The organism is Kribbella sp. HUAS MG21 (genome assembly GCF_040254265.1).
Classification (GTDB): Bacteria; Actinomycetota; Actinomycetes; order Propionibacteriales; family Kribbellaceae; genus Kribbella.
The window spans coordinates 2,564,348-2,587,615 of sequence record NZ_CP158165.1 but is presented as its reverse complement, the minus strand read 5'-3'; the positions used below and the strand labels follow the sequence as shown (position 1 = coordinate 2,587,615).

Genomic DNA, 23,268 nt, shown 5'->3' with positions numbered 1-23,268 from the left:
CTACGGCGGGCCTCACTTGACAAACTCACGAGCGGTGTACGCGAAGGTACTGTGCGTAGCCTGCCCGAAGGTCCCCTCCGCTGTATAGATTCGGATCGGGATTTAACACCGACTTGGGAGGGTCCGATGCGGTTCGTGATGGTGTTCAAGGCGAGTGCGGAGTCCGAGGCCGGGCAGCCGCCGTCCGAGGAGGGCCTGACCGCGATGGGCCTGGTGATGTCCGAGATGGCGGAGAAGGGTGTGCTCCTCGCGGGCGACGGGCTGCTGCCGAGCTCGCACGGGTTCCGGCTGCAGCTCGACGAGGGGAAGCGCCGCGTGGTGGACGGGCCGTTCGCCGAGACCAAGGAGCTGATCGCCGGGTTCTGCCTGATCGAGGTCGCGTCCCGCGAGGAGGCGATGGAGTGGGGCTGGCGGTGTCTCGCGGCGGACGCGCGCACCGGGGGCGATCCCGAGACGTCCGGGCTGCTGGAGATCCGGCCGGTCGCGACGGCCGAGTTCTTCGGGGAGAACTACACGCCGGAGGCGCAGGACCGGAACGACCACACGTTCCAGAAGGCCGCGGAGAACCTTCAGAAGAGCAGCACCTGACGGATCGACGTACCGGCGGCGAGTTCGTCGAAGGCTTCGTTGAGGTCGTCGAGGCCGACGGTCGCGGTCAGCAGGCGGTCCACCGGCAGGCGGCCGGCTTGGTAGAGGGCGACGTACTGCGGGATGTCGCGGGACGGGACCGACGAGCCGAGGTAGGAGCCTTTCACCGTGCGTTCCTCGGCGACGAGGCTGACGGCGGGGACGGTGAAGGACTGCGACGGGTGCGGTAGGCCGACGGTGACCGTGGTGCCGCCGCGGCGGGTGGCGGCGTACGCCTGCTCGAGGACCTTCGCGCTGCCGACGGTTTCGAAGGTGTACTCCGCCCCGCCTGCTGTCGCGTCCCGTACCTGGTCGACGGCGTCCTCGTCGCGCGCGTCGACCACGGCTGTCGCGCCCAGCGAGCGGGCGAGGGCGAGCTTCGACGGTACGACGTCCACGGCGACGATCGGGTGGGCGCCGGCGAGGACGGCGCCGAGCAGGGCCGAGAGGCCGACGCCGCCCAGGCCGAAGACGGCTGCGCTGCGGCCGGCGCGGAGCTGGGCTGTGTTGACGACGGCGCCGACGCCGGTCAGTACTGCGCAGCCGAACAGCGCGGCGATCTCGGGTGGGAGGGACGGGTCGATCTTCACAGCCGAATGCGCCGAGATGACAGCATGATCCACAAACCCCGAAACACCCAGATGATGGTGCACTTCGCCAAGCCCGAGAGTCAGACGGCGGTGGCCTGACAGGAGGGTGCCGGCGGCGTTGGCGGCGGCGCCTGGCTCGCACAACGCAGCCCGGCCACCCGCGCACGGACCGCAGGTGCCGCAGGCGGGGACGAAGGCGCAGGCGATGGTGTCGCCGGGGGTGAAGTTCGGGGACTCCGAGTGGACGACCTCGCCGGTGGCTTCGTGGCCGAGGAGCATGGGCATGACTCTCGGGCGGGAACCGTCGATGACGGACAGGTCCGAGTGGCACAGGCCGGCGGCGCGGATCCGGATCAGCAACTCCCCCGGACCTGGCGGCGCCAGTTCCAGCTCCTCCACCCGCAGCGGGCGCGACTCGGCGTACGGCGCCGGCAGGCCCATCTCCCGCAGTACGGCGCCCCGCACGATCACGGCGTGATCCCTTCGAGCGCCGCCCGGATCCGGTCCGGCACCGGGACCGGCCGCCGGTCACCCCGCCCGACGAACACGTGCACGAACCGCCCGGTCGCGGCCGGCTGGTCCGAATCCTGCCGGAACAAGGCGATCTCGTACCGCACGCTGGAGTTGCCCAGTTGCCCGCACCGCAACCCGGCGTCCACGACGCCGGGGAACTCGAGCGGCTGCTTGAACGTGCACTGCGACTCCACGCACAACCCGATCACGTCGCCGCGGTGGATGTCGAGTCCACCCGACCGGATCAGGAAGTCGTTGATCACCGTGTCGAAGAAGCTGTAGTACTCGACGTTGTTGACGTGACCGTAGACGTCGTTGTCCTTCCACCGCAGCGTGATCGCCAGGTGGTGCGGGTAGGCGCCACGGTCCATCGCGCGCTACGGCTTACGGCCGACGCCCACCCACAGGCTGCACATGATGTCGGTGAACTCACCCTTCTCGACGAGCCGCTCGGTCTCCTCGTCCGGGTACCACCGGAACGGCGAGACGACGCCGGGCTCGACGAGCTCGGTGCCCTCGAAGAACTTGGTGACCTCTTCCTTGCTGCGGACCTGCGCCTCGCCACCGTCGGCCTTGTAGACGACCATCGCCCGCTCCCACAGGTCCGGCGCGAAGTCCGGAGTGCAGTGCGAGAAGATCAGCAGCGAGCCCGACGCCAGCGGCTCGAGCAGCTGACGGACCAGGTCGTACGGCTTCAGGTAGTCCGGGAGATAGTGGAAGACGCCGACGATGCTGAGCGCGACCGGCTTGCTGAAGTCCAGCAGCTCCTTGACCTCGTCGGACTGCAGGATCGCCTGCGGGTCGGTGACGTCGGCCTCGAGGTACGCCGTCTTGCCTTCCGGCTTGCTCACCAGCAGCGCGCGCGAGTGCGCGAGCACGATCGGGTCGTTGTCGGCGTACACCACGTGCGCCGACGGGACGATCTCCTGGACGACCTCGTGCAGGTTCGGGCTGGTCGGGATCCCGGTCCCGATGTCGAGGAACTGGGTGATGCCCTGCTCCGCGGCGTACCGAGCGGCGCGGTGCATCCACATCCGGTTCGACAAGGCGGCGGTGCGGAAGCCCGGGAACGCCTGCAACAGGTGCTCGGCGGCCTGGCGGTCGATGGCGAAGTTGTCCTTGCCGCCCAAGAAGTAGTCGTACACCCGAGCGCCGTGCGGCCGGTCGAGCTTCAGCTGCTCGTACATTCCGGGGTCGACGTCGGCGTCCTGCGAATCAGCCATGAAAATCCTATCCGCGCTGCGGTTCCGGACCGAGGAACCATCGTAACCGGTACACAACGGACCGTGACACCGGCAGCACGACACTATCGCTTCTGGGCGCCGCTGCCACCAGCTCCGGCGCGTCCCCGGATCGCCTTTACAGAGGATTGAATTGACGTGTCAGGACTGTAGAGCCGGTCAGTCCTGCCACAGGCCGACGCGGTTGCCGTCCGGGTCCAGGACGACCGCCATCCGGCCGAGGCCCGGCACCGTCCACGGCGGGGTGGCGACCTTCGCGCCGAGCGCTGTCGCCCGGACGAGCATCAGGTCGACGTCCGGCACGGAGAAGTACGTCGTGATGCCCGGCGGCCGGGTCTCGTCGGCGGAGCCGATCCCGCCCGGCAGCGTGCCGGGGCCTGGCTCGACGAGTGCGTAGTCGAGCGCCTCGATGGTGCGCAGGCGCCAGCCGAACAACTCGGCGTAGAAGGCTCGGGACGCCGGAGCGTCGTTAGCAGTGATGTCGACCCAGGCTGGGTGCTTCTCGTTCATGACCGGTACGTCGGAGCACTCCGGGCGTTCTCGACAGGTGTGGCGGTTCTGTGGCGGTTACAGTGCAGGCGTGCGGTTCATCCGGGATCTGTGGACGCTGCTTCAGCGGCGCGATTTCCGGCGGCTGTTCGCGGTGCGGCTGACGTCGCAGTGCGGTGACGGTGTCTTCCAGGTCGCGTTGGCGTCGTACGTGCTGTTCTCGCCGGAGCGGGCGCCGGACGCCGCCGCGATCGCGGGGCTGTTCGCGGTGTCGTTGCTGCCGTACTCGATCCTCGGCCCGTTCACCGGCGTACTCCTCGACCGCTGGTCGCGCCGCCAGATCCTCTTCGGCGCGAACCTGACCCGCGCCGCGTTCGTGATCGGCGTCGGCGCGATCGTCGCGGCCGGCAACGCAGGCGTACCGTTCTACCTCGCCGTGCTCCTCACCCTCGGCGTGAACCGCTTCCTGCTTTCCGGCCTCTCCGCGGGTCTCCCGCACGTGGTCGAGAGCGACGAACTGGTGATGGCAAACGCGGTCACCCCGACGAGCGGTACGGCGTTCTTCCTGGTCGGCGGCGGGATCGGCGCCGGGGTGAAGCTGCTCCTCGACTCGGACCTCGCCGTCCTGGGGCTGACCGTCGTGATCTACACCGCCGCGGCGCTGCTCGCCCTGCGCCTGCGCCGGGACCAGCTCGGGCCGGACCTGAACGGCGACGAGCCCGGCCTCCTCGACGCACTGCGCAGCATCGCGACCGGGCTGGTCGACGGCGGCCGGCACCTGCGCGAACGCAGGCAGGCCGCCTACGGTCTCGCCGCGATCGGCTCGCTGCGGTTCTTCTTCGGGCTGATGACGGTCGCGATGATCCTGCTGTACCGCAACTACTTCTACGGTCCCGGTCAGCTGGATCAAGCGTTCGGTGCACTCGCGATCGCCACCGGCGCGGTCGGGGCGGGCCTGTTCGTCGCCGCGCTCGTGACGCCGTGGGGGACCCGCGTGCTGTCGCTGCGGCGCTGGATCACCTGGTTGTTCGTCGGCGCGGCGGTGGTCAGCGCCGTACCGATCGGGTTCTACACGCAGCCCGCGCTGGTGGCCGGCGGGTTCCTCACCGGGTTCTGCGCGCAGGGCGTCAAGATCAGCGTCGACACCCTCGTGCAGACGGGTGTCGACGACGTGTACCGCGGCCGGGTGTTCTCGCTGTACGACATGATCTTCAACGTCGGGCAGGTCTCCGCGGCCGCACTCGGCGCGGCGATCCTGCCCGACAACGGGAAGTCCTACCCGGTGCTCGCGCTGATCGTGGCGGGTTTCGCGATCACCGCCCTGGTCTACTCACGTGCCGCGCAACGCGGTGATCGGCTGGATGGCGGACGCCTTCCAGGCGGGGTACGTACCGGCGACCAGGCCGATGAACGCACCCAGCAGGGGTGACCCGAACGCGAGCCGGTTGTCGAGGATCGGGGTCCAGTCGCGGACCCACGACACGCTGACGGTGAGGATGACGCCGACCGCCGTACCGAGCAGGCCGCCGAGGAAGCCGACGATCACGCTCTCGACCAGGAACTGCACGGCGATGTGTCTTCGGGCCGCGCCGAGGGCCCGGCGCAGGCCGATCTCCGAGACGCGTTCCAGGACCGACAGCAGCGTCACGTTGGCGATCCCGAGACCGCCGACCAGCAATGCGACCGCGCCGAGGAGCAGGAACAGCGCGTTCAGGTCGGACTCGACTCCCTTGCGTACAGCGCCCTGCTTGGGCGGGGCGTCGACGTTCAGGGTGCTCGGGTTGTTCGGCTCGATCGCGACCGGTGCCTGCTCGGCGATCAGTTGCGCCGCGCCGACCGCCGTACGGATCTCGACCGCGTCCGGCGACTCCAGGTCGTAGGCCTGGCGCGCCGTGCCGTTCGGCATGATCACCGCGTCGTTCAGTTCGGCGCGGCCGGTGACCGAGTCGAGGATGCCGATCACGGTGTACGGCTCGTCGCCGATGAACACGGCCGGCTGCGAGTCGACCCGGTTGATGCCGAGGCGCTCCGCGGCATGCTTGCCGAGCACAACGACCTTGTCCGCGCGCTGGTCGTGGCCGTCGTCGAAGTACCGCCCGGTCTTGAGCACCGCGCGGACCGCGTCCCAGAGTCCGGCCGAGCCGGCCAGCACCTGCAGTGCCTTCCCCGAGCCGCCGTCGAGGCCGGTGACATTCTGTACGAGGTCGTCGCCGATCTCCAGACTGCTGACCGTTCCGGCCGCTTCCACACCGTTCAACCGCTTGATGCGGTCAGGCGCGTCCCACGGCAGCTGGGTCGCCGCCTCCCCTTCCTGTCCACCCTTGTCGCCCGGCTGCACGACTACTCGAGTAGCCGCGGCCAGGTCGAACCGCTGCGTGATCTGCCCGGCGGCGGTCTGCCCCAACCCGACCGTCCCCACCAACGCGGCGACACCGAGCACGGTGCCGAGCGTGGTGAGGATCAGCCGGGTCGGTCGCGCGGCGACGCCGGCCAGCGCCTCGTCCAGCAGATCGCGTACTGCGGGACGAGAGCGCAGCCGGCGTCGCCGCTTGGTGGACGGCCCGCCGGTCGGGTCCGGGGGGCCTGCTTGGGTCACCACTGGAGGGTTCCGTCGACGATGCGGACCTGGCGCTGCGCGCGCCGGCTGACGTAGTCGTCGTGGGTGATGACGGCCAGCGTCATGCCGCCGGCGTGCAGTTCGTCGAACACTTGCAGGATCGCCTCCGCGTTCGCGCTGTCCAGGTTGCCGGTCGGCTCGTCCGCGAGCAGCAGGCTCGGCTCGGCGACGAGCGCCCGCGCGATCGCCACCCGCTGCCGTTCACCACCGGAGAGCGTGGTCGGCGCGAACTCCATCCGGTGCGCCAGCCCGACACGTTCCAGCGCGACCCGGGCGCGCGCCATCCGCTGCCGCCGCGGCACCCCGACGTACACCATCGACAGCGCGACGTTCTCCAGGACGGTCCGGTGGTCGAGCAGGTGGAACGACTGGAACACGAACCCGATCCGCTCCCCGCGCAGTACGGCGCGCCGCCGCTCGCGCAGGCTCATCGTGTCCACGCCGTCGAGCCGGTACACGCCGCCCGTGGGGTTGTCCAACAACCCGAGCAGATGCAGCAACGTCGACTTCCCGGACCCGGACGGCCCGACGATCGACAGGTACTCCCCCTGCCCGATGGTCAGGTCGACACCCTTGATCGCCTGCACCTCGGGCGGTCCGGGGAAGAAGCGCCGGACGCCGATCATCTCGACGACCGGTGCCGGCAACGCGACCGCGGTACTCATCGCCCCACCACCACCTGGTCGCCCTCGGACAGCTTGGCGTCGCCCTTCGGCGTCACCTGCGCGAACCCGTCCGCCGACAGCCCGACCGTGACCGGGACCAGCTCGACTTTCCCGTTCCGCAGTACCTCGACACGCGACGCGCCGTCCGACCCGGACGACAGGGCCGCCACCGGTACGGCGAGAACCTTGCCGCTGGTGCTCTTCACCGGGATCGTCACCCGGACGTTCGCGTCCCGCAGCAGCGCGAGCTGGCTCGCGGTCAACGCATTCGGCGCGACGACCACGTCGTACTGGTTCCCGTTCTTCGTCACTCGCCGGACCTTGCCCGCGACCGACACGCTTTCGCCGAGGTCGAGGGTCGCCGCCATCCCGGCCTTCAGCCGCTGCGCGGTCTCCGCGTCGACCTTGACCGTGACGACCAGCGACGCACCGCTCGCCGACATCACCACACCGTTGACCGTGCCGCCGCGCTCCACCTTCACGTCGTCGACGCGACGCGGCAGCGTCTTCACGTAGACCACCTCGGACACCGGCAACGGCGTACCGGCCTTGAACTCGGCCTCGTTCTGCGCCTCGCGGGCGTCAGCGAGGTTCTCCTCGGCGTCGTCGACGGCGCCCTGCTGCACGGAGGTGTCCTTCGCCTTCGCGTCCTTGGCGGCCTTCAGCTGTGACTGCGCCTGACGGAGCTGCTTCTTCGCGGCGTCGACCTGCTTCTTCGCCTGGTCGACCGCCTGCGTGAACTGCTCGTCCGCGACCGGAGCGTCGTACCCGGCGCCCTCGTACAACTCCTCCACCGCGGCCGACGTGTCGAGCGTGTACTCGTCGTCGACGGTCCCGGGGTCGTATCCGAGCCGCTCGAGCGTCTGCTCCAGCTGCAGTACGTCCGGCCCCTTGCTCCCCGGCGACAGCGTGCGGTACATCGGCAGCACACCGGCCAGCCCGATCACCGGACGGCCCGTGATCTCCAGCAGCGCCTTGCCCTCGGTGAGCGTCGAGCCCACCGCCGGCACCTTCCCGGTCACGATCGGCGCGGTCCTGATCCCGCTGGTCTCGACCCGGATGTTCACCGCGCCGTCGAACGACGCGTCACCCCGGCCGACCACCTTGCTGGACAACGCCTTCCGCGCCACCGGAACGGTGATCTGGGAGGCCTTGGGCGGCGCGGTCTTCGCTGCCGCGTCCTCCGGCGAGGTGATCCGGCTGCCCGCGGCGACCCCGATCCCGAGCGAGACGGCGGCGACCGTGGACACCCCGACCAGCACCCGGCGGCGGGACTTGGGCGAAGCGCTCACCGGTTCGCCGTCTCGTCGCGGTACGCCTCGAGCTCGGCCTTGTGCTGCTCGACGAACTCCTTCTCGGCCTCGTACTGCACCTTCTTGTACGCCTCGTCGTACCCCTTCGCCTTGCACTTCCGGTCGGCGACCGCGAGGTCGATCTCGGACTTGCGCAGCTCGGACAGCTTCGCCGCGTCGACCTTGTCGAACGACGGCGGGCCGGTCACGGTCTTGGCCGGGCCGCCGGTGCCCGGCTGCTGGGTCCCGGTCAACTCGTCGAGCTTCTTCTGGATCTTCTCCCGCGGGTCGTCGACCTTCTTGAACCCGGCGTGCCCCGCGTCCGCCATGCAGTCGGTCCAGGCGGTGAGCGCGTCCACCACGCGCTGGTCGGACTCGATCCGCTTCTGCAGCGCCTGGATGTCCTTGAACAGGCTCTCGAACTTCTTGAAGTCGAGCTTCTGTTCCGCGCCGTACACCTCCTTGGCCGCCTTGCCCCGGCAGCCGAGATCCATTTCGCCGCTGCTCTTCGGCCCCTCGCCCTCGCCCTGGATCACGACCGCCCCGTTGCCGTTCGCGTTCGGGCCGTTGAGCGCCTTGTCGTAGGCCTTCTGCGCGGTCGGCGACAGCGCGGCGCGGATCTTGCTGTTCGGGTTCGAGTCGTCGTTCGGGCCGGCCTTGGACCAGTCGATCGTGCTGATCCCGTACCCGTACTGCTCGGCGAACTTGTCCGGCGGCAGGTTGAACGCGTCGGTGAACTTGTCCTTCGCGTTCTGCTCCGGCGGTACGGCGACGTACTCGAAGCCGGCCGCCTTCATGCAGGCCGCGGTGGCGTCCTCGACCTTCCGCTGCTTGGCCAGCTCCTCCTCGGTGGGCTGCTGCGGGCCGCCGGCCCGCATCGCGACCCGGAAACCGCCGCCACCGGCCGAGCTGACGAACCCGTCGCCCATGTACTCCGCGAGCGGACTCTTGTCGCCGTTCTGGTCTCCGGACGCGACCGGGGCCTTGTCGTTCCCACAGGCAGCCAGCGCCAGGACCGCCATCACCGCGAGTGCTGTTCTCTTCATGGTGCTGGAGCGTGCCGTCCGGGCCGTCAAGAACCTGTGAAGGACCGATTTGCACCCGATGCTCTCAGCCGATCTTCACAGGATTCTCATCTCTTTCGGCGACATTGAGGACTATGCCAGCGCGGATCCTGGTCGCCGAAGACGACCTCAAGCAGGCGGAGCTGATCCGGCGGTACCTCGAACGGGAAGGCCACCTGACCGTCGTCGTGCACGACGGGCGGGAGGCGATCGACGAGGCCCGCCGGCGCAGCCCGGACCTGCTGGTGCTCGACGTGATGATGCCGAAGGTCGACGGCCTGGACGTCTGTAGGGTGCTGCGGGCCGACTCCTCGAACGGTGCCGACGTGCCGATCATCATGCTGACGGCCCGCTCCACCGAGGACGACCTGCTGCTCGGCCTCGATCTGGGCGCCGACGACTACCTCACCAAGCCCTACAACCCGCGGGAGCTGGTGGCCCGGGTCCGGACGGTACTGCGGCGCACCCGGAGCCGGGCCGAGGGCGAGGTGTACCGGGTGGGCGACCTGGAGATCGACCCGGGCCGGCACGAGGTGCGGCTGGCCGGGAAGCTGATCGAGCTGACGCCCGCCGAGTTCAAGATCCTCGCCTGCCTGGCGGCCTCGCCGGGGCGGGCGTTCTCACGGCAGCAGCTGCTCGAGCACGCGTTCGGCTTCGACCACTACGTGTTCGACCGGACCGTCGACGTACACGTGATGAACCTGCGGAAGAAGATCGAGCCGTCACCCGGCGCGCCGACGTACCTGAAAACCGTGTACGGCGTGGGGTACAAGCTGGTGGAGGCGACCCATGCGTCGTAGCGTGCTGGTCCGGTTCCTCGGGTTGTCGCTCGCGGTCGCGCTCGGCGCGGTGATCGCCACCGCGGTGATCGCGACGTACAGCACGTCGGAGAAGCTGCAGGGCGAGATCGACGCGAACACCGGCCAGTTGCAGGTCGACGGCGAGATCTACGGCGAGCTGACGAAGTACGCCGCCGATCACCCGACCTGGTCGGGGGTGGACAGGCTGGTGAACGACCTCGCCGACCGGCTCGGCCGCCGGGTCGCGGTCACCGCCGAGAACGGCGCCGTGATCGCGGACTCCGCCCGGATGCTCGGCGCCGCACCGGAACTCCCGTCGGTGCCGGCGGCAACCATCGACGCGCGCAGTGAGGGCGTGCCGAAGATGGTCGGCATGACGGCGGTGTTCTCGGCCCGGAAGACCGTCAGCTCCGGCGGGTTCGTCTCGACCGCCGCGGTGGCGCCGCCGTTCGTGGTCTACCCGCAGTGGGGCATCACCGACGAGGAACGGCGGGAGCGCGAGAAGCTGGCCGACCAGGCGGTCGCGTGCTACGCCGCGAAGGGCAAGACCGCGAGCGTCAAGCAGTCCGCCGGGAGCACGCCGCAAGTGATGGTCGAGGCCGCGGAGTCACCGACCGGTGTGCAACTACTGGAGAAGTCCGGGCAGCAGGCCAACGACGAGTGCATGCCGCCAGGGCTGAACGCGCCGAGCGCGAAGGCCAAGCTCGTCAACGAGGACGAGATCCAGCGGGCGGCGCGCTGCCTCGACGCGGCGGGGCTCACCTACACGATCAACGACTTCGACGGCCTGAAGACGATCGAGCCGAAGGTCAAGGAGGACTGGAACGACAAGTACGCCGAGTGCGCGAGCAACGCCCGGGTGGCGGCGCTCACGCCGTACGTCGCACCGCCCGCGAAGCTGTACCTCGGGGCGAAGAGCACGTTCAACGTGTTCTCCGGGGAAGGACTGCTGCGGACGGCCGCGACCGCGCTCGGGGTGCTGCTGATCGCGGCGCTGGTGATGTTCTTCGCCGGGCGCCGGCTGGTCCGGCCGATCGTGGCGCTGACCGGTGCCGCGCAGCGGATGCGGAACGGCGACCATGCGGCGCGGGTGCCGGTGAGCGGGAAGGACGAGGTGGCGCGGCTCGGGCACGCGTTCAACGACATGGCCGAGTCGATCCAGCGGCACGACTTCCAGCGCAAGGCGATGGTCAGCGACGTCGCCCACGAACTGCGGACGCCGCTGGCGAACATCAAGGGTTATCTGGTCGCGTCCGAGGACGGCGTGGTGCCGCTCGACGCCGAACTGGTGAGCTCGCTGCTGGAGGAGACCGGGTTGCTCGAGCACCTGGTCGCCGACCTGCAGGACCTGGCGCTCGCGGACGCCGGGATGCTGCGGCTGCATCCGGCTCCCCGGGACCTCTCCGAGCTGGCGCAGCAGGTGGTGTCGGCGCATCGCCCGGCTGCGGAGAAAGCTGGTGTCACGCTCACGTCGACAGCCACTGAGCCCGCGCCGGCCGTCGTCGACAGCGCCCGGATCCGGCAGGCCCTCGGGAACCTGGTGTCGAACGCGATCCGCTACACGCCACCGGGTGGTCGGGTACTGGTCGGCGTACGGGCTGTGGACAACGGCTACAACCTGACCGTCACCGACAACGGCACGGGGATCGCGGCCGAGCATCTGCCGCACCTGTTCGACCGCTTCTACCGCGCTGACGGATCGCGGACGCGCAGTACCGGAGGCAGCGGGCTGGGCCTCGCCATCACGAAGCACCTCGCCGAAGCCCACCAGGGCCGGATCTCCGTCACGAGCCGGCCCGGATCCGGCTCCACCTTCACCCTCTGGATCCCAGCTGGCTAACCTCAACCTGTGAAGGCGAAAGTGGCGGACGTGCACGCGATCGCGTCGGGGATGCCGCACGTCACCAAGTGGGAACGCGACGACGGGACCGACCGGCCGGTGTACCAGGTCGGCGGGAAGTCGTTCGTGTTCTTCCGGACGCCGCGCCCCGACGCGGTCGATCCGGTCAGCGGCGAGAAGTACGACGACGTGATCATGATCTGGGTCGAGTCCGAGGAGGAGAAGCTCGCGCTGGTCTCCGACGAGTCGAACCCGTTCTTCACCACACCGCACTTCGACGGCCACCCGTCGGTCCTCGTCCGCGCGAGCCGGCTCGGCGAACTGTCCCGGCAGGAGCTCACCGAGATCATCCAGGACGCCTGGCTCTCCCGAGCCTCCAACCGGCGGGCCACCACCTGGCTCAAAGCCCACCGCTTGAACTGACCCGGCTGCCACACTGACCCTGTGAGCTCACCGCCGCCCGGGCCGGACTACACCTGGCAACCGCAACCGGGCAACTACCAGTCGGCGCCGACGTACGGGCAACCGCCGCGGAAGAGCCGCGCCGGGTTGATCATCGCGCTGATCGTCGTGTTCGCGCTGGTGGCCCTCGGCGCGATCGGCGTCCTCGCCGTCCGCCTCGTGAACGACCGCCGTACGTCGGACCCCGAGCCCGGGAGCGCCGCCGTACCACCGCAGACCACAACCACCCGCCCGACCGCGGCCCGACCGACCAGCGCGCGTCCGACCACTCCACGTCCAGTCAGCCCGCGCACGACCACGGCGACCGGAGCGGCAGCAGCTGCCGTGCTCGGTCAGCGGTTCGTGACGCAGCTCAACGCGAACAACCCGACTGCCGCGGCCGCCCTCGCCTGCGAGAGCTCCCGGCAACTGATCCCGACCCTGATGCGCACGTTCCTGGCACCACCCACCAAGCTCAGCGCCGGTCGAGTCATCGGCCGGGAGCCCACGTTCGTCGTACCGCTGACCGGCTCCACCAAGGGCTCGACGATCACCGGAGTCGTGGTGGTCCACCAGATTCCACCGGAACCGCTCTGCGTCCGCGCCTTCCAGGTCAGCCCTCAGTAGGACGGGCGAGCGAGCGGGCGGTCTCCACGAGATCGGTGCCGGTGGGGAGGGTGGCGATGATCGGGGTGTCCAGGCCGTTGGCCACGTAGCGGTCGATGTGGGCGCGGCATTCGTCCGGGGTGCCGTGGACGATCAGGTCGTCGACGAGGTCGACGGGTACGGCGGCCATCGCGGCGTTGCGGTCGCCGGCGGCCCACGCGTCGCGCATCGGTTTCATCGACTCGGCGCGGCCCAGCCAGTCGTGGAAGGCGGCATACCCGGGCACGGTCAGGTACGTCGCGATCAGGAAGCGGCCGATGTTCCGCGCCATCTCCGCGTCCTCGGTGACGCACACGAAGATCCGCGCGGCCAGCTCCTTGTCCGGACCGAGCTCGGCGCGCACCCGGAGTACGTCGTCCGCGGACAACCAGTTGGTGATCGCGCCGTCCGCCTCCCGCGCCGCGAGCCGCAGCATCTGTGGCCGCAGCGCCGCGAGCATAATCGCGGGCGGTACGTCGGGCGCCTTCTCCAGCCGGAAGCGGCGGATCGTGAAGCTGTCGAACTCCCCGTCCACCTTCTCCCCCGCGAACGCCTGCCGCAGGAACCGCAGCACATCCCGGGTCCGCGCGAGCGGCGGGTCGTACGCGATCCCGTTCCACCCGGTCACGATCGTCTCCGACGACGCTCCGATCCCGAGTACGAACCGCCCCGGCGCGAGGTCCGCGAGCGCCGCCGCACTCATCGCGAGCGCGGCCGGTCCGCGCGTGTGCACCGGTACGACCGCCGTACCGAGCCGCAACCGCGCATCCCACTCGGACGCGAGCACCAGCGGCGTGAACGCGTCCGCCCCCGCCACCTCCGCCGACCACAGATCGGTGTAGCCGAGGTCGGCGAGCTCCTTGACGAGCGACCGGTGGTCCCGCAGCGGCACCCCGGTCAGCGGGACCGTCAGACCCCAGCGCATTCAGATCATCCTCTTCAGCAACGGCAGCGGCGCCACTCGCATCACCTGTGCGAGCGGCCACCACGGCCGCGCTGGCACGTACGCCTTCGCCTTCTCCGCCTCGATCGCGGCGACCATCGCGCGAACACCCGGCTCGGTGTCGACGATGAACGGCGTGTGTTTCACCCGCTCGTTCAGCTCCGACCGGATGTACCCGGGGTAGATCGTGCTCACCCTGATCGGCTTGCCCAGCAGCTCCAGCCGCAGTCCCTCCCCGAGCGAGGCGAGCCCGGCCTTCGTGGCGGCGTACGTCGTCACCGTCTTCGGGAAGCCGCGGAGCGCGGAGATCGACGCGATCAGCACCAGATGGCCGGCGTTCCGCGCCCGGAACAGCTCGAGCGCCGCCTCGGCCTGCGCGAGCGCGCCGACGAAGTTCGTGAGCGCGGTCTCGCGGTTGGCGTCGAACCGCCCGGTGCCGAGCGGCGCGCCCTTGCCGAGGCCGGCGTTCACGACGACGCGGTCCAGCGGCAGTTCGGCGTCGATCGCCCGGAACACCTCGAAGACCCGCTCGTGATCGTTCACATCCAGGCTGTGGATAACCACCTTGACCTGTGGATAACTCTGGGCGAGCTCGGCTTGCAGCGCCTCGAGGCGGTCGGTACGGCGAGCGGTCAGCGCCAGGTCGTGGCCCTTCGCCGCGAACTGCCGGGCCATCTCGGCACCGAGGCCGGAGCTGGCGCCGGTGATCAGGATGTTCCGTCGCATCGGGAGTCCTTATCTGTACGTGAGCAGGTCGGCACCGAGGTGGACGTGCTCGTTGTAGCTCACCACGGTCAGCCCGCCGCGCCCCGACACGACCTTGGTGATCGCGGTGTTGATCGTCACCGGGTTCAGCTTCGTCCACAGCCCGTCGCCGCCGGACAGCAGCCGGCTCGTCACGGCCGCGATCGGACCGCCGGAGGTGAAGACGAGCGCGGTCTCACCCTTCCCGAGCTGCCCGGCGGTCCGTCGTACCGCTGACTCCGACCGCTCGCAGAACGCCGCGAACGACTCGGTGTACCCGTCACCGCCGTCGACCCACCGCTGCGTCGCCGCGCTGAACATCTCCTGGAACGCACGCTTCGGACTGCCCCGGCGCGCGAGATCGGCCACCATCACCGCGTGCCGCTTGTACGCCGGTTTGTGCGCGACGATCACCTCCTGGTGATCGAATTCGTCGTACCCCGGATCCACCTCGGCGGTGAACCCGGCGAGCGACGCGGTCTGCTGATGGCGCCGCATCGAGCCGGACAGCACGATCGTCGGCTGCACGTCCTTCAGCGTCTGGCCGAGCTGCGCCGCCTGCTGCTCGCCAAGTGCTGACAGCTTGTCGTAGTCGCGCGCGCCGAACGACGCCTGCGCGTGGCGGATCAGGTAGATGACGGCCACTCAGGCCTGCCGGATGATCCTGCGGCAGCGCCGCTCGAGCAGGTTGACCGGGAGCCAGAAGTTCTTGAACCGCGGGTTCCGGGTCTGCTTGTGGTGGTAGCGGTAGTAGATCTGCTGCGCGATCACCGCCAGCCGGAACAGCCCGAACACCTCGTAGAACGCCCAGTTGTCCACCGCGAGCCCGGACTGCTTCACGTAGTACTCGACGATCTCCGCGCGCGTGAGCATCCCGGGCACGTCGGACGGCTGCAGGCGGAACCGGCGGAACGCCCAGTCGTCGTCGGCCTGCACCCAGTACGCGAGCGCGCTGCCGAGGTCCATCAACGGATCGCCGAGCGTGGCGAGCTCCCAGTCGAGGACGCCGACCACGCGCAGCGGATCGTCCGGCGCCAGTACGACGTTGTCGAGCCGGAAGTCGTTGTGGATGACGCAGGTGCGGACGTCGGGCGGCTGGTTCGCGGCGAGCCACGCCATCACCCGCTCGTAGCTGGGCACGTTCCAGGTCTTGGCCTTGCGGTAGCGCTCGGACCAGCCGGTGACCTGCCGCTCGACGTACCCGGCACCGCGGCCGAGGTCCGCGAGGCCGGCCGCCTCGGGATCGACGGCGTGCAGTTCGGTCAGCGTGTCGATCAACGTGAAGCCGAGCTGCCGGGTCTGCTCCGGGGTGAGGTCGACCCCGAGCCGGTGGTGGCCGGGGATGGTGCCGGCGACCCGCTCCATCACATAGAACTCGGAGCCGATCACCGTCTCGTCGTTGCAGTGGGCAACCATCTCGGGGACGTAGCGGAAGACCGGTTTCAGCGCCCGCTGGATCCGGAACTCCCGGCCCATGTCGTGCGCGCCCTTCGCCTTCGTGCCCTTCGGCGGACGGCGCAAAATGAAGTCGTGGTCCGGATAGCTCAGCAAATACGTCAGGTTCGACGCCCCACCAGAGAACTGCTTCACCTCCGGGAGGCCGTCCGGTACGGCGGTCCGCTGCCGCAGCCAGGCGTCGACCGCCGGTACGTCGAACGCGTCCTCGGCGCGGACCGGCCGGGCGCCGCTCACCGTCCGTCCGGCGTCTCTGCGCGTTGGTGGGCGCGGTCGGCGATCCTGCGCATCTGGCGGTCGTACAGCGGTCGCGCGACGCGCTTCGTCCAGTAGGCGGCCCGCGCCGGCCGGTCCGGGATGATCAGGTGCTGCTTCTTGTTGATCCCGGCAACGACCGCGGCCGCGATCTCGTCCGCGGACCGTGGCGACTTCTCGATCAGCTGCCGCGCGGTCGTCGCCATCGCGCTGTCGGCACCGCGGATCGAGTCGGCGAGATTGGTCCGGAAGAACGAGGGGCAGACCACCGATACGGTCACGCCGTACGGGCCGAGCTCGTGAGCGAGTGTCTCGGACAGCGCCACGACGCCGGCCTTCACCGTGTTGTACGAGCTCATCATCGGCGGATGCACCAGCCCGGCCGCCGAGGCGGTGTTCACGATGTACCCGGACCGCTGCCGCTTGAACAGCGGCACGAACGCGCGACACCCGCGGACCACGCCCATCAGGTTGATGTCGACGACCCGGTCCCACTCGTCGAGCGTCTCGACCTCGATCCGGCCGCCGGTCGCGACGCCCGCGTTGTTCACCAGGATGTCCAGGCCGCCCCAGTTCTCCTCGCACCACGCGACCGCCGCGTCCCACTCCTCCGGGCTGCGCACGTCGAGCTTGCGATACGCCGTACCGCCGCTGCCGTCCTCGTACACGTCGGTGCCGAGCACCTGGTGGCCGTCGGCAACGAACCGGGCGACCAGCGCCGCACCCAGACCGCTCGCCGCACCGGTGACGAGGACACGACTCACTTGGCCTCCTGAGCAGCCGCGAGATAGGACGCGAGCTCGATCCTCGCGATCACCCCACGATGCACCTCGTCGGGCCCGTCGGCCAGTCGCAACGCGCGGGCACTCGTCCACGCGGCCGCGAGCGGGAAGTCGTCGGACAGCCCGCCGCCGCCGTGCAGCTGGATCGCCATGTCGATCACGTCCTGCGCCATCCGCGGTACGGCGACCTTGATCTGGCTGACCTCGCTCAACGCACCGACGAGCCCCTGGGTGTCCAGCAGGTACGCCGTCTGCAGCACCAGCAACCGCGCCTGGTTGATCGCGATCCGCGCGTCCGCGATCCGCTCCCGGTTCCCGCCCAGGTTGACCAGCGGCTTGCCGAACGCGGTCCGGCTGGTACCGCGCCGCAGCGCGAGCTCGAGCGCCTTCTCCGCGAGACCGACCAGCCGCATGCAGTGGTGCACGCGTCCCGGCCCGAGCCGGCCCTGGGCGATCTCGAACGCCTTGCCCGGTCCGACCAGGATGTTCGCGGCCGGCACGCGGACGTTCGTGAACGAGACCTCGCCGTGGCCGTGCGGTTCGTCGTACCTGCTCATCGCCGGCAGCAGCCGCTCGACCTTCACGCCCGGGGTGTCGCGCGGGACGAGGACCATGGTGTGCCGCTCGTACCGATGGGCCTCCGGTTCGGTAAGGCCCATGAAGATCAGCAGTTCGCAGTCCGGGTGGCCGACGCCGGTGCTCCACCACTTGCGGCCGTTCAGCACGACCTCGTCGCCGTCGAGGACCGCGGTGGCGCGCATGTTCGTGGCGTCCGAGGACGCGACCTCCGGCTCGGTCATGCAGAACGCGGACCGGATCGTTCCGTCCAGCAACGGTTCCAGCCAGCGCTTCTTCTGCTCGTCGTTGCCGTAGCGGAGCAGCACTTCCATGTTGCCGGTGTCCGGGGCGTTGCAGTTGAAGACGTACGGCGCGATGAACGAGCGGCCGGTCAGTTCCGCGATCGGCGCGTAGTCGAGGTTGCTGAGCCCCTCGCCGTACTGCTCGTTGCCGGGCTCCGCGGGCGGGAGGAACAGGTTCCACAGGCCTGCTTCGCGGGCCTTCGCCTGCAGGTCCTTGATCAGCGGTTGCGGCTGCCACGGGTCACCGGCGGTGCGGATCGCCTCGTGCAGCTCTGCTTCGACCGGCTCGATCTCGGTGCGCAGGAAGGCGTCCACCCGCGCGACCAGCTGCTGAGCCCGGGCCGAAGGTTCGAACCCCATCAAGACTCCTCTCGCTCGCCTTGACCGTAACTCAGCTTCTAAGCAATGCTCAATGGCATGGATCACCGACTGACAGCGGACGACCGCAAGAAGCAACTGGTCCGCATCGGTCTGATGATGCTGCGCGACAAGCCGATCCACGAGCTGTCGATCGACGCGATCGCGAGCGAGGCGGGGATCTCGCGCGGTCTGCTGTTCCACTACTTCCCGAGCAAGCGCGACTACTACGTCGCCGTCATCTCCGCGGCCGGCCGCCGGCTGCTCCGGGTCACCAAGCCGGACGACGCGCTCGCGCCGGACCAGCAGTTGCGCGAGATGCTGGTCCAGTTCGTCGCGTTCATCGCGCGCCGGCGTACGGCGTACATCTCGTTCGTCCGCGGCGCGGCGGGTGGGGACGACTTCGCCGTCAAGGTGTACGACGAGACCCGCGCCCGGCTGACCGAACGCGTCCTCAGCTACATCGGAGCCCCCGAGGTCGCCGACGAGCCCGCGTCACGCGAGTACCTCCGCATCCACGCATGGCTCTCCTACACCGAAGACCTCGCCATCGAATGGTCCGCCCTCCCCGAAGCCGACCGGCCGTACACGCCGGACACCCTCGTGGATCACGTCATCGAGGCCCTCCAGCTCCTTCGCAAGCTGTAGCCGCTCAGCGCTCGTCGCCGGACCAGTTCCGGTTGAACCCGCCGAGGTGCGGGTGGTACATCTCGCTGCCGTCGTGCTGGGTGAACTCGACCTTCAGCCACAGCGCGTCGAGCTCGAACGTCTCGACGCACGCGTCGATCAGCGCTTGCGCCAGCCGGGCCCTGGTCTCGGTCGGGCGCCCGGCCCGGATGTCGCACATGATCAGGCCGGACGGCGTCGGCGGCCCCGATTCGTGGCACCGCCAGACGGCTCCGTTTCCGAGGGCGTGGACGGACACCGTGAGCAGATCCATGCCGACCTGCATGATCTCCCCGTAGATGCGTCCGATGCGTTCCGCGAACGCACGTTTCGTCGCTTCGTCCGCGGTCAGCGGCAGGTCGACCTGGATCGAGGGCATGTCGTTCCTCTCGTCGTGTCAGCGGGTTTCGAGTTGCCGGGCGACAGCGAAGAGCAGCCCCTCCCGGCCTGGTGCGGTGACGAGCTGTACGCCGACCGGCAACCCGTCGAGGCGGCTCACCGGAACGCTGAGCGCGGGTGATCCGGTCAGGTTCCACGGGCTGGTCAGGGACAGCAGCGCAGCCCGGACCTCCAGGTCCGCGCCCGCCACCGGGACGCTTCGCTCGCCCACGACCGGCGCGACGATCGGTGCGGTCGGCAGCGCGAGGACGTCGTACGCCGACAAGAGCTCGTCGACCAGGACCCGGAACTCGCGCCGTGCCGCGTCCGCCGCGGCGTAGTCCCGATCCGTGACTCGCCGGCCCTTCCGGAGCCGGGCGAGGACCTCCGGGTCGATGAGGCCGGCGTCCGCTTCGAGGTGTTTCTCGTGCACGCGGAACGCCTCGCGGGACTGCAGCGTCGAGAAGATCTCGAACAGGCTCTCGGTCCGCTCCCACTTCGGGAAATCATCGACGACTTCGACGGCGAAGCCGGTGCGCAGTACGGCGTGCCGCGCCAGTCCCACGACCTTCGCATCGGCCACGGCGACGGACTCGGGCCGAAGCCACCCGACGGCGACGTCGTCACCCGGCACCGGTTCGACCGGAGAATCGCCGAGAGCCTGGTAGCCGAGGAGCGCGTCGCCGGTCGTCGCGGTGAGCAGCCCGACGTGATCCAGGGTCGGAGCCAAGGGATACACCCCCGCGCCGGGGATCGCGTCGTACGCCGGCTTGAATCCGACGACACCGCACAACGCGGCCGGTACGCGGACCGATCCGGCCGTGTCGGTGCCCAGCGCGATGGGCACGATGCCGGCGGCCACCGCGACGGCGCTGCCGCCACTGCTGCCGCCGGACATCCGGCGCGGATCGGCCGGGTTGCGAGCGGCGCCGTGGACGGATCGATCACCCGTGGCGCCGTACGCGAATTCGTGCAGTGTCGTCTTGCCGATGATCACGGCGCCCGCGGCGCGCAGCCGCCGGACGACCTCGGCGTCCTCGGTCGCGGTCGCGCCGAAGGAGGTGGCCGAGCCGCAACTGGTGGGCAGGCCCGCGATGTCGATCAGGTCCTTCACCGCCACCGGGATGCCGTGCAGTGGACCGAGGTCGACGCCCGCCGCAAGCTGTTCGTCCGCGTTCCGGGCCGCGGCGCGGGCGTCCTCGTCGTCGATCAGGGCGAACGCGTTGAGGGTCGGGTTCAACTCGTGGGCGCGGCGCAACGCGGCGTCGACGATCTCGGTCGCGGTGAGCTCCCGGCGGCGCAGCGCTCGGGCGAGTTCAGCAACAGTCATGAGGTGAATCCAGGGACGAGTCGGAGCGCCGGCACGACGAGCGCCGTACACACGCTCATCGATGCGACGTTGCCGACGAACGGATGGAAGGTCTTCGGCAGCCGCGCCGAGATCGCGGCCGCCACCGGCGGGGCGATCAGCGCACCGAGCAATGCACCGGCCAGGACTGACTCGACGGTCCCGCCGAAAGCGAGGACCGTCGCCGGCGCCACCGAGACGACCGGCACGAACGTCGGGTAGAACCCGTGCCGCTGCCAGCGCCTCCGCCAGACCAGGACGCCGGCGAGCGCGGTGATCACCTGACTCGCCAGGACCGCGGCGAACAGGCCGGAGCCGTACGCCGTACTGGACGAGCTGATCGCGTGCGCGACGACGGCCCCGGCGAGGAGCGTCGCACTGGCCCATTCGTTGCCGAAGAACTGTGCTTCGGAGAAGTCCGCCAGGGCTCGACGCGGTACCCACAGCAGCGAGTTCTCGGGACCTGCCGGCGGAACCTGCTGCTGTTGTGCACGCCAGGCACCTGCCGGCGGCATCCAGCGGAGCCGACTGCAGATCCAGAACGCCACCGCCGCGCCGAGCCACATGCCTGTCGTCGCGCCGACCACCGGCGGAAGCGCCAGCGGCCGGCAGAGGTACTCGACCGCGAGGATCGAGGCAGGTGGAGTCAGGAGGGCTCCGAGGACGGCCGCCGATGCCGCGATCCGCAGGCCCGGACCGTAGAGGACGACCACTGCCGGAGCCACGGAGACCAGTGGCACGAAGAGCGGCTGCCAACTCCCTGGCACCAGGGTCCAGCCCCAGATGACGTTGCCCAGCATCAGGCTCGCCAGTGCGCTGCCGGCCGCCCACGGCCACAGGCCGGATCCGCAGGCCTGGACGAACCCTTGGCACCGCCAGGACATCCGGTGCGCGACGTGCGCGGCCAAGCCGCCGATCAGCAGCAGCGCCCCGGCCGGGGCAACGGCGTAGTACTGCGGTTCGCTGATGGAGCCGACCAGCCAGGACACGAACCGCGCCGGCTCGGTGTAGTCGCCGTCCCAGGACCCGCTGCCGTGGACCAGACGCGCGAACGTCCATCCGGCGAGCGCAACCAGCGCGACGAAGATCAGGCCGGCGCCGGCCGCGGCCCGCCTGGAGCCGGTGAAACCGGTCGTACCTCGGACCGTCGTCACGAGGTCACCTCGGGAGCGGAGCGCGGTCGCCGTACCCCAGCATCTGGTCGTACAGATCGGTCCGCCGGTCGCGGTGCAGATCGTTGAGCTGGTTCCAGATCGGCGCCGTCCGGGCAGCGGTCAGGTCGACGTCCGCGACGATGATCGTGTCCTCGTCCGGGCCGGCGATCCGGTCGATCGGCCACCCGTTCGTCCCGGCGATCAGCGAGTTGCCCATGAAGCCGGCGCCGCGCTCCTGACCGATCCGGTCCGCGGTCGCGATGAAGACGTTGTTGGCGTGCGCCGCCGTCATCGTCAGGTACGCGGCCATGCAGACACCGCTCGCGTCGTACAGCGGCGGAGGGGTCCACACCCAGCCGGTGGGGACGCAGATGATGTCGGCACCCAGCTGGGCCACGATCCGCGCGGTCTCGGGGAACCAGATGTCCCAGCACACCAGCAGCCCGATCCGGCCGATCTTCGTGTCGTACACCGAGAATCCTTCGTTGCCCGGCGTGAACCAGAGCTTCTCGGTGTTCCACAGGTGCGTCTTGCGGTACCGCCCGATGTAGCCCTCGGGCCCGACCAGTACGGCGGTGTCGTACAGCGTCACGCCGTCGCGTTCGGCGACACAGCCGACGATGTAGACGTTCCGCTCGGCAGCGATCCGCACGAACGACTCCACGGTCGGGCCGTCCGGAACCACCTCCGCGTGGGCGTACGCCTCCGCACGGGTCTCGAACACGTACCCGGTGGTCGCCAGTTCCGGGAGCACGATGAGCCCTGCTCCCGCGTCCGCCGCCGCGATCAGCCGCTGCTCGACCGCCAGCGCGTTCGCCTTCAGGTTCTCGACGCCGACGCGCGGCTCGAACTGCACGACCGCGACCCGCACCGGGCTCACCCGCGTATCCGCCTCTGTCATGACGCTCACCTCTCGTCGAATCTGGTTTCAACTTGAAACCGCTTGAGCGGGAGCGTAGACGAGGCGGTTTATACTTGCAACCACTTGTCGAGAAGTGACCGGGCCCCGAGGAGAGGACACGGATGCCGCAGCGCGTGACACACGAAACAGCGGAGTGCCCGGTCGCGCGGGCGGTGGACGTCATCGGCGACCGGTGGTCGCTGCTCATCGTCCGGGACGCGTTCGACGGCATCACCCGGTTCAGCGAGTTCCAGCGGAACCTGGGCCTGGCGAAGAACATCCTGTCCGCACGGCTGCGCGAACTCGTCGCGCACGGCATCCTCGAGATCGTTCCCGGAGCCGGCGGGAGCGCGTACCACCAGTACGCGCTGACCCCGAAGGGCCGGGACCTCTTCGTGATCCTCGTCAGCCTGCGCCAGTGGGGCGAAGAGCACCTGTTCGAGGAGTCCGAACCGCATTCGGTCCTCCTGGACACCCAGCACAACCGCCCGCTCCGCCGGCTGGAGCCCACCGATGCGACCGGTCGCGTCCTGGACTCCTCGGAGGCCTTCGTCCAGAAGGTCGCCGGCTGACCGGACCCGCGACAAGCCGCGGGGTCTGG

At 69.7% G+C, this 23,268-nt stretch carries 26 protein-coding genes; 8 read left to right on the top strand and 18 right to left on the bottom strand.

Going from position 1 to position 23,268, the window contains the following annotated elements:
- The first annotated feature begins 126 nt into the window (after nt 1-126).
- Nucleotides 127-588, top strand: a complete 462-nt coding sequence (locus ABN611_RS12540; RefSeq protein WP_350280011.1) for a YciI family protein — start codon at nt 127-129, stop codon at nt 586-588.
- Here ABN611_RS12540 and ABN611_RS12535 read toward each other — a convergent pair.
- The 4 genes from ABN611_RS12535 to ABN611_RS12520 all read right to left on the bottom strand — a co-directional run bounded on the left by ABN611_RS12535 (nt 570) and on the right by ABN611_RS12520 (nt 3,481).
- On the bottom strand, nt 570-1,688 hold the full coding sequence (locus ABN611_RS12535) for a zinc-dependent alcohol dehydrogenase family protein (protein ID WP_350280010.1): 1,119 nt from the start codon (nt 1,686-1,688) through the stop codon (nt 570-572). The two genes, ABN611_RS12540 and ABN611_RS12535, sit on opposite strands and share 19 nt — an antisense overlap.
- Nucleotides 1,685-2,101, bottom strand: coding sequence for a thioesterase family protein (locus tag ABN611_RS12530; protein WP_350280009.1), 417 nt, complete (start codon nt 2,099-2,101; stop codon nt 1,685-1,687). The genes ABN611_RS12535 and ABN611_RS12530 overlap by 4 nt, the downstream gene beginning before the upstream one ends.
- A 6-nt stretch (nt 2,102-2,107) precedes the next feature.
- Nucleotides 2,108-2,953 carry an SAM-dependent methyltransferase gene (locus ABN611_RS12525; protein WP_350280008.1) on the bottom strand — a complete coding sequence of 282 codons (846 nt, stop codon included), beginning with the start codon at nt 2,951-2,953 and terminating at the stop codon, nt 2,108-2,110.
- Between the two features lie 177 nt (nt 2,954-3,130).
- Nucleotides 3,131-3,481 carry a VOC family protein gene (locus ABN611_RS12520; protein WP_350280007.1) on the bottom strand — a complete coding sequence of 117 codons (351 nt, stop codon included), beginning with the start codon at nt 3,479-3,481 and terminating at the stop codon, nt 3,131-3,133.
- A gap of 70 nt (nt 3,482-3,551) precedes the next feature.
- On the opposite strand from ABN611_RS12520, the gene ABN611_RS12515 reads away from it, so the two are divergent.
- Complete coding sequence (locus ABN611_RS12515; RefSeq protein ID WP_350280006.1) at nt 3,552-4,889, top strand: MFS transporter; 1,338 nt, start codon at nt 3,552-3,554, stop codon at nt 4,887-4,889.
- Here the strand turns inward: ABN611_RS12515 and ABN611_RS12510 are convergent.
- Genes ABN611_RS12510 through ABN611_RS12495 form a run of 4 tightly spaced genes read right to left on the bottom strand, consistent with a single transcriptional unit; the run spans nt 4,791 to nt 9,080 of the window.
- On the bottom strand, nt 4,791-6,056 hold the full coding sequence (locus tag ABN611_RS12510; protein ID WP_350280005.1) for an ABC transporter permease: 1,266 nt from the start codon (nt 6,054-6,056) through the stop codon (nt 4,791-4,793). The two genes, ABN611_RS12515 and ABN611_RS12510, sit on opposite strands and share 99 nt — an antisense overlap.
- Nucleotides 6,053-6,742: an ABC transporter ATP-binding protein gene (locus ABN611_RS12505; RefSeq protein ID WP_350280004.1), complete on the bottom strand. Its 690-nt coding sequence runs from the start codon at nt 6,740-6,742 to the stop codon at nt 6,053-6,055. Before ABN611_RS12505 ends, ABN611_RS12510 begins: the two co-directional genes overlap by 4 nt.
- Complete coding sequence (locus ABN611_RS12500; protein WP_350280003.1) at nt 6,739-8,034, bottom strand: peptidoglycan-binding protein; 1,296 nt, start codon at nt 8,032-8,034, stop codon at nt 6,739-6,741. The genes ABN611_RS12505 and ABN611_RS12500 overlap by 4 nt, the downstream gene beginning before the upstream one ends.
- Nucleotides 8,031-9,080 carry a hypothetical protein gene (locus ABN611_RS12495; RefSeq protein WP_350280002.1) on the bottom strand — a complete coding sequence of 350 codons (1,050 nt, stop codon included), beginning with the start codon at nt 9,078-9,080 and terminating at the stop codon, nt 8,031-8,033. Before ABN611_RS12495 ends, ABN611_RS12500 begins: the two co-directional genes overlap by 4 nt.
- Before the next feature lie 113 nt (nt 9,081-9,193).
- Here ABN611_RS12495 and ABN611_RS12490 point away from each other — a divergent pair, with 113 nt between their 5' ends.
- Genes ABN611_RS12490 through ABN611_RS12475 form a run of 4 tightly spaced genes read left to right on the top strand, consistent with a single transcriptional unit; the run spans nt 9,194 to nt 12,806 of the window.
- Complete coding sequence (locus ABN611_RS12490) at nt 9,194-9,898, top strand: response regulator transcription factor (protein ID WP_350280001.1); 705 nt, start codon at nt 9,194-9,196, stop codon at nt 9,896-9,898.
- A complete protein-coding gene (locus ABN611_RS12485; RefSeq protein ID WP_350280000.1) occupies nt 9,888-11,738 on the top strand; it encodes a HAMP domain-containing sensor histidine kinase in 1,851 nt (616 codons plus the stop codon). The genes ABN611_RS12490 and ABN611_RS12485 overlap by 11 nt, the downstream gene beginning before the upstream one ends.
- A gap of 9 nt (nt 11,739-11,747) precedes the next feature.
- A complete protein-coding gene (locus ABN611_RS12480) occupies nt 11,748-12,161 on the top strand; it encodes an MmcQ/YjbR family DNA-binding protein (protein WP_350279999.1) in 414 nt (137 codons plus the stop codon).
- A 21-nt stretch (nt 12,162-12,182) separates the two neighbouring features.
- The gene (locus tag ABN611_RS12475; protein WP_350279998.1) at nt 12,183-12,806 is read left to right on the top strand and encodes a hypothetical protein; all 624 of its coding nucleotides are present in this window, start codon (nt 12,183-12,185) and stop codon (nt 12,804-12,806) included.
- On the opposite strand, the gene ABN611_RS12470 is transcribed toward ABN611_RS12475, so the two are convergent.
- From ABN611_RS12470 to ABN611_RS12445, 6 genes are read right to left on the bottom strand one after another with little or no spacing between them, the layout of a single operon-like run.
- Complete coding sequence (locus tag ABN611_RS12470) at nt 12,793-13,749, bottom strand: LLM class F420-dependent oxidoreductase (RefSeq protein WP_350279997.1); 957 nt, start codon at nt 13,747-13,749, stop codon at nt 12,793-12,795. The genes ABN611_RS12475 and ABN611_RS12470 overlap by 14 nt on opposite strands.
- Entirely contained in the window at nt 13,750-14,493 is a 744-nt protein-coding gene (locus tag ABN611_RS12465) for an SDR family oxidoreductase (protein ID WP_350279996.1), read from the bottom strand.
- Between the two features lie 9 nt (nt 14,494-14,502).
- On the bottom strand, nt 14,503-15,156 hold the full coding sequence (locus ABN611_RS12460) for a histidine phosphatase family protein (protein ID WP_350279995.1): 654 nt from the start codon (nt 15,154-15,156) through the stop codon (nt 14,503-14,505).
- The gene (locus ABN611_RS12455; protein ID WP_350279994.1) at nt 15,157-16,203 is read right to left on the bottom strand and encodes a phosphotransferase family protein; all 1,047 of its coding nucleotides are present in this window, start codon (nt 16,201-16,203) and stop codon (nt 15,157-15,159) included.
- A complete protein-coding gene (locus ABN611_RS12450) occupies nt 16,200-16,985 on the bottom strand; it encodes an SDR family NAD(P)-dependent oxidoreductase (protein ID WP_350279993.1) in 786 nt (261 codons plus the stop codon). The genes ABN611_RS12455 and ABN611_RS12450 overlap by 4 nt, the downstream gene beginning before the upstream one ends.
- On the bottom strand, nt 16,982-18,223 hold the full coding sequence (locus tag ABN611_RS12445; protein ID WP_350279992.1) for an acyl-CoA dehydrogenase family protein: 1,242 nt from the start codon (nt 18,221-18,223) through the stop codon (nt 16,982-16,984). Before ABN611_RS12445 ends, ABN611_RS12450 begins: the two co-directional genes overlap by 4 nt.
- Before the next feature lie 57 nt (nt 18,224-18,280).
- On the opposite strand from ABN611_RS12445, the gene ABN611_RS12440 reads away from it, so the two are divergent.
- Complete coding sequence (locus ABN611_RS12440) at nt 18,281-18,868, top strand: TetR/AcrR family transcriptional regulator (protein WP_350279991.1); 588 nt, start codon at nt 18,281-18,283, stop codon at nt 18,866-18,868.
- A 4-nt stretch (nt 18,869-18,872) separates the two neighbouring features.
- On the opposite strand, the gene ABN611_RS12435 is transcribed toward ABN611_RS12440, so the two are convergent.
- Genes ABN611_RS12435 through ABN611_RS12420 form a run of 4 tightly spaced genes read right to left on the bottom strand, consistent with a single transcriptional unit; the run spans nt 18,873 to nt 22,667 of the window.
- Entirely contained in the window at nt 18,873-19,265 is a 393-nt protein-coding gene (locus tag ABN611_RS12435) for a hypothetical protein (RefSeq protein ID WP_350279990.1), read from the bottom strand.
- An 18-nt stretch (nt 19,266-19,283) separates the two neighbouring features.
- The gene (locus ABN611_RS12430) at nt 19,284-20,594 is read right to left on the bottom strand and encodes an amidase (RefSeq protein WP_350279989.1); all 1,311 of its coding nucleotides are present in this window, start codon (nt 20,592-20,594) and stop codon (nt 19,284-19,286) included.
- Complete coding sequence (locus ABN611_RS12425; RefSeq protein ID WP_350279988.1) at nt 20,591-21,766, bottom strand: hypothetical protein; 1,176 nt, start codon at nt 21,764-21,766, stop codon at nt 20,591-20,593. The genes ABN611_RS12430 and ABN611_RS12425 overlap by 4 nt, the downstream gene beginning before the upstream one ends.
- Nucleotides 21,767-21,770: 4 nt before the next feature.
- Nucleotides 21,771-22,667 (bottom strand): nitrilase family protein, encoded by an 897-nt coding sequence (locus ABN611_RS12420; RefSeq protein WP_350279987.1) that lies wholly within the window; start codon nt 22,665-22,667, stop codon nt 21,771-21,773.
- A 134-nt stretch (nt 22,668-22,801) separates the two neighbouring features.
- Here ABN611_RS12420 and ABN611_RS12415 point away from each other — a divergent pair, with 134 nt between their 5' ends.
- Entirely contained in the window at nt 22,802-23,239 is a 438-nt protein-coding gene (locus ABN611_RS12415) for a helix-turn-helix domain-containing protein (protein WP_350279986.1), read from the top strand.
- Nucleotides 23,240-23,268 lie beyond the last annotated feature (29 nt).

Coding starts and splice junctions, on each gene's coding strand:
- ABN611_RS12540 (WP_350280011.1), top strand. CDS start 127: ATGCGGTTCGTGATGGTGTTCAAGGCGAGTGCGGAGTCCGAGGCCGGG.
- ABN611_RS12530 (WP_350280009.1), bottom strand. CDS start 2,101: ATGGACCGTGGCGCCTACCCGCACCACCTGGCGATCACGCTGCGGTGG.
- ABN611_RS12525 (WP_350280008.1), bottom strand. CDS start 2,953: ATGGCTGATTCGCAGGACGCCGACGTCGACCCCGGAATGTACGAGCAG.
- ABN611_RS12520 (WP_350280007.1), bottom strand. CDS start 3,481: ATGAACGAGAAGCACCCAGCCTGGGTCGACATCACTGCTAACGACGCT.
- ABN611_RS12505 (WP_350280004.1), bottom strand. CDS start 6,742: ATGAGTACCGCGGTCGCGTTGCCGGCACCGGTCGTCGAGATGATCGGC.
- ABN611_RS12495 (WP_350280002.1), bottom strand. CDS start 9,080: ATGAAGAGAACAGCACTCGCGGTGATGGCGGTCCTGGCGCTGGCTGCC.
- ABN611_RS12490 (WP_350280001.1), top strand. CDS start 9,194: ATGCCAGCGCGGATCCTGGTCGCCGAAGACGACCTCAAGCAGGCGGAG.
- ABN611_RS12485 (WP_350280000.1), top strand. CDS start 9,888: ATGCGTCGTAGCGTGCTGGTCCGGTTCCTCGGGTTGTCGCTCGCGGTC.
- ABN611_RS12470 (WP_350279997.1), bottom strand. CDS start 13,749: ATGCGCTGGGGTCTGACGGTCCCGCTGACCGGGGTGCCGCTGCGGGAC.
- ABN611_RS12465 (WP_350279996.1), bottom strand. CDS start 14,493: ATGCGACGGAACATCCTGATCACCGGCGCCAGCTCCGGCCTCGGTGCC.
- ABN611_RS12445 (WP_350279992.1), bottom strand. CDS start 18,223: ATGGGGTTCGAACCTTCGGCCCGGGCTCAGCAGCTGGTCGCGCGGGTG.
- ABN611_RS12440 (WP_350279991.1), top strand. CDS start 18,281: ATGGATCACCGACTGACAGCGGACGACCGCAAGAAGCAACTGGTCCGC.
- ABN611_RS12435 (WP_350279990.1), bottom strand. CDS start 19,265: ATGCCCTCGATCCAGGTCGACCTGCCGCTGACCGCGGACGAAGCGACG.
- ABN611_RS12430 (WP_350279989.1), bottom strand. CDS start 20,594: ATGACTGTTGCTGAACTCGCCCGAGCGCTGCGCCGCCGGGAGCTCACC.
- ABN611_RS12420 (WP_350279987.1), bottom strand. CDS start 22,667: ATGACAGAGGCGGATACGCGGGTGAGCCCGGTGCGGGTCGCGGTCGTG.